Below are 3,981 nucleotides of genomic sequence, written 5' to 3'. Positions count from 1 at the left end.
GTATCCGCTGATGGTGTGGCCCGGTCGCCAGTCGGCCGGGCGGGGCACGACCAGCGGGCTGAAGCCGTGGTGCACCGGCCAGTCACGCAGCTCGCGGGCGCGGCGCCGGGCCCGTGAGCGATCGCGGGGCAGGCCGAGCCGGGCCTGGAGGGCGCGTGCCTCTTCGGTGAAGACCAGGTCGAGTGCCGCGACGACCGCACGCCCCGCCAGGCGGTTCCCGGCCCGGCCCAGGGGGCGGGTGCCGATGACGGGCGGCGGAAAGGCGGCCGTGGAGGCCAGGGGCTGCAAGTAGACGCCCCGGCTCGGCAGTCCGAGGCTGTCGGCGATGACGTGCCCCAGCGGCGCGACCGAGCCCGAGAGCAGCAGCACGTCGGAGGTCCGCGCCGTCTCCAGCATTCCGTCGGCCATCTCGCCGACGAGTCCGCGCGCCAGGGCCAGCACCCGCGCCAGCTTGGCGGGCCCGCTCCTGCTGCTCAGGAGCCGTTGACCGTCCTCCGTGCGCAGCAGTGCCTGGGGATCGATGGGCAGCCCGTGGAACGCGAGCCCCGCACGGTCGGCCAGCGCGGCGAACGTCTCGTGCGTCACCAGCGTGACGTCGTGCCCCGCCGCCTGGAGTCCGTGACCGAGGCCGGTGAAGGGGGCGACGTCGCCCCGGGAACCCGCTGTCATCATCGCCACACGCATTGTCGTCACTATGGCAGGGCGGCGCCGCCCGTGCGCGGGCGGACGCGCCGACGCCCCGCCTCCGGGCCGGAGACGGGGCGGCCGACGCTGTGGGTCAGCTCTGCGGAGGCTGGTCCTGGTCGCGCCCGAGCTGATCCCGGAGCTTGTCCTGGGCGGTGTCGACCTGGCTGGAGTACTTGCCCTGAGTCCTGTCGTCGACGAAGTCACCCGCCTTGTCGACGCCCTGGCCGGCCTTGTCCTCGTGGCCCTTGAGCATCTGCTTGAGCTTGTCCATGACTGACATGGCCAACCCGCCTCTCTGTGTCGGCCCCCGCATCCAGGCTCGCAGCGTGCGGCGTGATCCGCATCCGGGGCGCCGGAGGGCGGCCCCGCGAAGAAGGCCTACGCTGCCCGTATGGCCTTGGAGTGGGAGCAAGTGGTCGTCGACGCGGTCGACCCCGTGCGGCTGGGGCGGTGGTGGGTTGAGGCGCTCGGGTGGGTGGTGGTCGACGACTCGGCCGAGGAGTTCGAGATCAGGCCGGAGCCGGACCGGCTCCCCGGCCTCCTCTTCGACCCGGCGCGGGACCACGGATCGGCGAAGAGCCCTCTGCACCTCGACTTCCGCCCGGACGACCGCGACGCCGAAGTCGCCCGCCTCCTCGCCCACGGGGCACGGCACGCGGACATCGGCCAGACCGGCGAAGAGCCCTGGGTGGTCCTCGCCGACCCGGAGGGCCACGTCTTCTGCGTACTGGGCGAACGACGCCCGTCAGCCTGACGCCCGCCCTGGACCGGGCGCCCGGTCCACCTCCCGTCGGGTTCTACGACGCCTCCCGTCGGGTTCTACGACGCCTCCCGTCGGGTTCTACGACGTCTCTTCGTAGGCTATAGTGGATCTTGAGCAGGTCGCCGCAGGACGCGGTGGCCGGTCGCGCGTCGGTGGTCCAAGGAAAGACGCCCCGCTTCCTGCGGGGAAATGCAGGTGCAAGGCCTGCCCGGCGCTCAAATCGAGCCCCACTCCGCAACTGCGGGGTGGGGCTCGCGCGTTGCTCCTGGCCAGGGCCCTGCGGCTCCCGAGTAGGCCCTTCAGGATCCGGCGTCCGCCCTCGCGCACAAGTAGGGCCGCGCCAGCGCGAGTCCCGTGCCGGTCAGGGCGATGCCGAGGTAGACCGGGGCCAGGTGGACGAAGTCGGTGTAGTGGATCGTGCCGTGGACCACCACCGCGGGCAGGAAGCCCGCTGCCGCCGCTGTGGCGAGGCTCCAGAAGACCCAGGACTCACCGCGCCGCCAACCCCACGCGCTGAGCAGGACGATGGCCACGGCGGCGGACATCAGGGCGCCGCCGAATCCGGCGCGGTCATGGGCGAGGAACGGTACGAGGCGGGGGTTCACGGCGTCGAGGGCGTGCGCGTCCGCACCGAGGAACGTCAGGTCCGTCGGCACGAAGACGTCCGTGAGGCCCACCACCGAGATCACCGCCCCGCCGACGAAGAGGCCCGCCCCCGTGACGATGAGCAGCAACTGGCCCACCAGGGCCCGTCGGCGCTCCCGCTCCGGGCCCTCGGGGACCTGGCGCCAGCGCGGCACCGCGTGCGGGCGGCGCCTGACCGCCGCCAGGAACATGGGGAACAGCACGACGGTGGTGGCCGTGTGCAGGGGCTCCACGAAGCCGTTGGCCAGGAAGTAGAAGAGGGTGGGGAAGCCGATCGCCCCTGAGATCAGGTACACCTCGCGCGCCCACGGCCACCCCCGCCGGATGCCGCCGAGGGCGAGGCCCGTGTAGAGGGCGCCAATCGACACCATCGTGCCCGCCATGGTGATCCGGTCGTGCTGGAGGAAGTGCACCAAGTGGTGGTTGACGCTGTGCAGTTGGTGCGGCGTCATGCCCAGGTAGTCGATGTCGTACCAGAGCAGTACGGGACCGAGGGTGATCGCCGCCGCGCCGAGCCCGGCACCCGTCATGCCGAGCCCGACGAGCAGCGCCCAGAACCAGGCGGGCCAGCGGCGGGGCGAGCGGCCGACGTCCCGCAGGACCGGCGCGGGTCCGGTCGGCGTCGCCGCCTCGACGACCCTGGCGAACCAGCCGGGCCCGGCGGAGACCAGCACGGCGGGGCGGGCGAGTACGACGGTGCCCGGGTCGTCCAGTGCCGTGGCCGCGGCGGCGACCGAGGCGTCGGACACCCGGACCACGCCCGGATCGCCGCTCCGCGTGAAGCCGTCGACGTGCGGGGCGAGGGCTTCTTCGAGCGACGGGTCGCAGTCGCGGACCAGCAGGGGTATCGAGCGGCCCGCGGCCGCCTCGCGCAGGGTCGCCACGTCCGCCGCCGTCACCGGTCCCACCTCGACGGCGCCCGCCCCCAGCGGAGGCATGGCGCGCACCGTCGCGTGGGCGAGTGCGGGCGGCACGGATATGCCGAGGCGTACGGTCACGGGCACCCCGGCGAGCTCGCCCGCGAGCCGTCGGGGCGGATGCCGGTGGCCGAAGCCCCGGGCGATCAGCCGCGCCCCCGCCGGGCGGGCGCCGATCGAGGCGAGCAGCCGCAGCGCGGCGAGCTGTGAGCGGCGTCGGCCGAGCACGGCGGCGGCCGCCCCGCGCATCGGGTGATACGTCCAGTCCGGCATCAGTTCCCCCCGGCTCCCGGCGCGGTCCAGCCGAGCACGGGCGCCATGGAACGCACGGTCGCCCGCGCCGGGGCCAGCCGGGCGGCCACGTCGCGGGCGAGCACGGCGGGCCCCCACGCCAACTGGCCGATCCTGCCGAGGCGGGCCGAGCGCCGGGTGACCATCTGGGTGCGGTGACGGCGCTGCCGGTCGTACGAGCGGAGTGCGGCGGGCACGTCGGAGGTGCCGTCGAGGCAGTGGGCCAGGGTGACCGCGTCTTCCAGGGCCTGGCACGCGCCTTGGCCGAGATTCGGGGTCATGGCGTGCGCGGCGTCGCCGAGCAGCGCTGCCCTGCCGCGTACGAAGGTGTGCAGCGGCGGCAGTTCGTACAGGTCGTGCCGGAGCACCGCGTCCTCGGGGACGGCGGCGAGCAGCGCGGGGATCGGGGCGGGCCAGGACCCGAAGCGGCGCAGCAGTTCGGAGTGCTCGCGGGAGCCGAAGGCGGTTCCCGGCGGCAGGGTCGCGGTCGCGAAGCAGTACATCCTGCCGTCCGGCAGCGCCGTGTAGCCGAACCTCTCCCCGCGCCCCCAGGTCGCCGCGCCTTCGGCGGGCGGCTGCGCGAGGGGTTCGGTGACCATGCGCCAGGCGGTGTAGCCGACATAGCGGGGCTCCGGCGCGTCCGGCCAGAGCGCGCCGCGCACCGCGCTGCGCAGTCCG

General features: G+C 74.2%; 5 protein-coding genes. 1 reads left to right on the top strand and 4 read right to left on the bottom strand.

Features of this window, described 5'->3' with window-relative positions:
- Both AB8Z36_RS35900 and AB8Z36_RS35895 read right to left on the bottom strand, forming a co-directional pair.
- The coding region (locus tag AB8Z36_RS35900; RefSeq protein ID WP_369217580.1) for a glycosyltransferase at positions 1-672 on the bottom strand (672 nt) is incomplete at its 3' end.
- A gap of 106 nt (positions 673-778) precedes the next feature.
- The gene (locus AB8Z36_RS35895; protein WP_369217579.1) at positions 779-967 is read right to left on the bottom strand and encodes an antitoxin; all 189 of its coding nucleotides are present in this window, start codon (positions 965-967) and stop codon (positions 779-781) included.
- Between the two features lie 111 nt (positions 968-1,078).
- Between AB8Z36_RS35895 and AB8Z36_RS35890 the strand changes: the two genes are divergently transcribed.
- On the top strand, positions 1,079-1,441 hold the full coding sequence (locus AB8Z36_RS35890) for a VOC family protein (protein WP_369217578.1): 363 nt from the start codon (positions 1,079-1,081) through the stop codon (positions 1,439-1,441).
- Between the two features lie 308 nt (positions 1,442-1,749).
- Here the strand turns inward: AB8Z36_RS35890 and AB8Z36_RS35885 are convergent, their stop codons facing one another.
- Positions 1,750-3,285: a hypothetical protein gene (locus AB8Z36_RS35885; RefSeq protein ID WP_369217577.1), complete on the bottom strand. Its 1,536-nt coding sequence runs from the start codon at positions 3,283-3,285 to the stop codon at positions 1,750-1,752.
- A partial coding sequence (locus AB8Z36_RS35880) for an FAD-dependent monooxygenase (RefSeq protein WP_369217576.1) occupies positions 3,285-3,981 on the bottom strand: 697 nt, incomplete at its 5' end. The genes AB8Z36_RS35885 and AB8Z36_RS35880, both read right to left, overlap by 1 nt.

It is taken from the genome of Streptomyces flavofungini (assembly GCF_041028215.1).
Lineage (GTDB): Bacteria > Actinomycetota > Actinomycetes > Streptomycetales > Streptomycetaceae > Streptomyces > Streptomyces flavofungini_B.
The sequence above is the reverse complement of the archived record's forward strand: the minus strand, read 5'-3'. Positions and strand labels throughout refer to the sequence as shown.

Bases quoted from the DNA above. Each gene is read 5' to 3' on its own strand.
- AB8Z36_RS35895 (WP_369217579.1), bottom strand. From the start codon at position 967: ATGTCAGTCATGGACAAGCTCAAGCAGATGCTCAAGGGCCACGAGGAC.
- AB8Z36_RS35890 (WP_369217578.1), top strand. From the start codon at position 1,079: ATGGCCTTGGAGTGGGAGCAAGTGGTCGTCGACGCGGTCGACCCCGTG.
- AB8Z36_RS35885 (WP_369217577.1), bottom strand. From the start codon at position 3,285: ATGCCGGACTGGACGTATCACCCGATGCGCGGGGCGGCCGCCGCCGTG.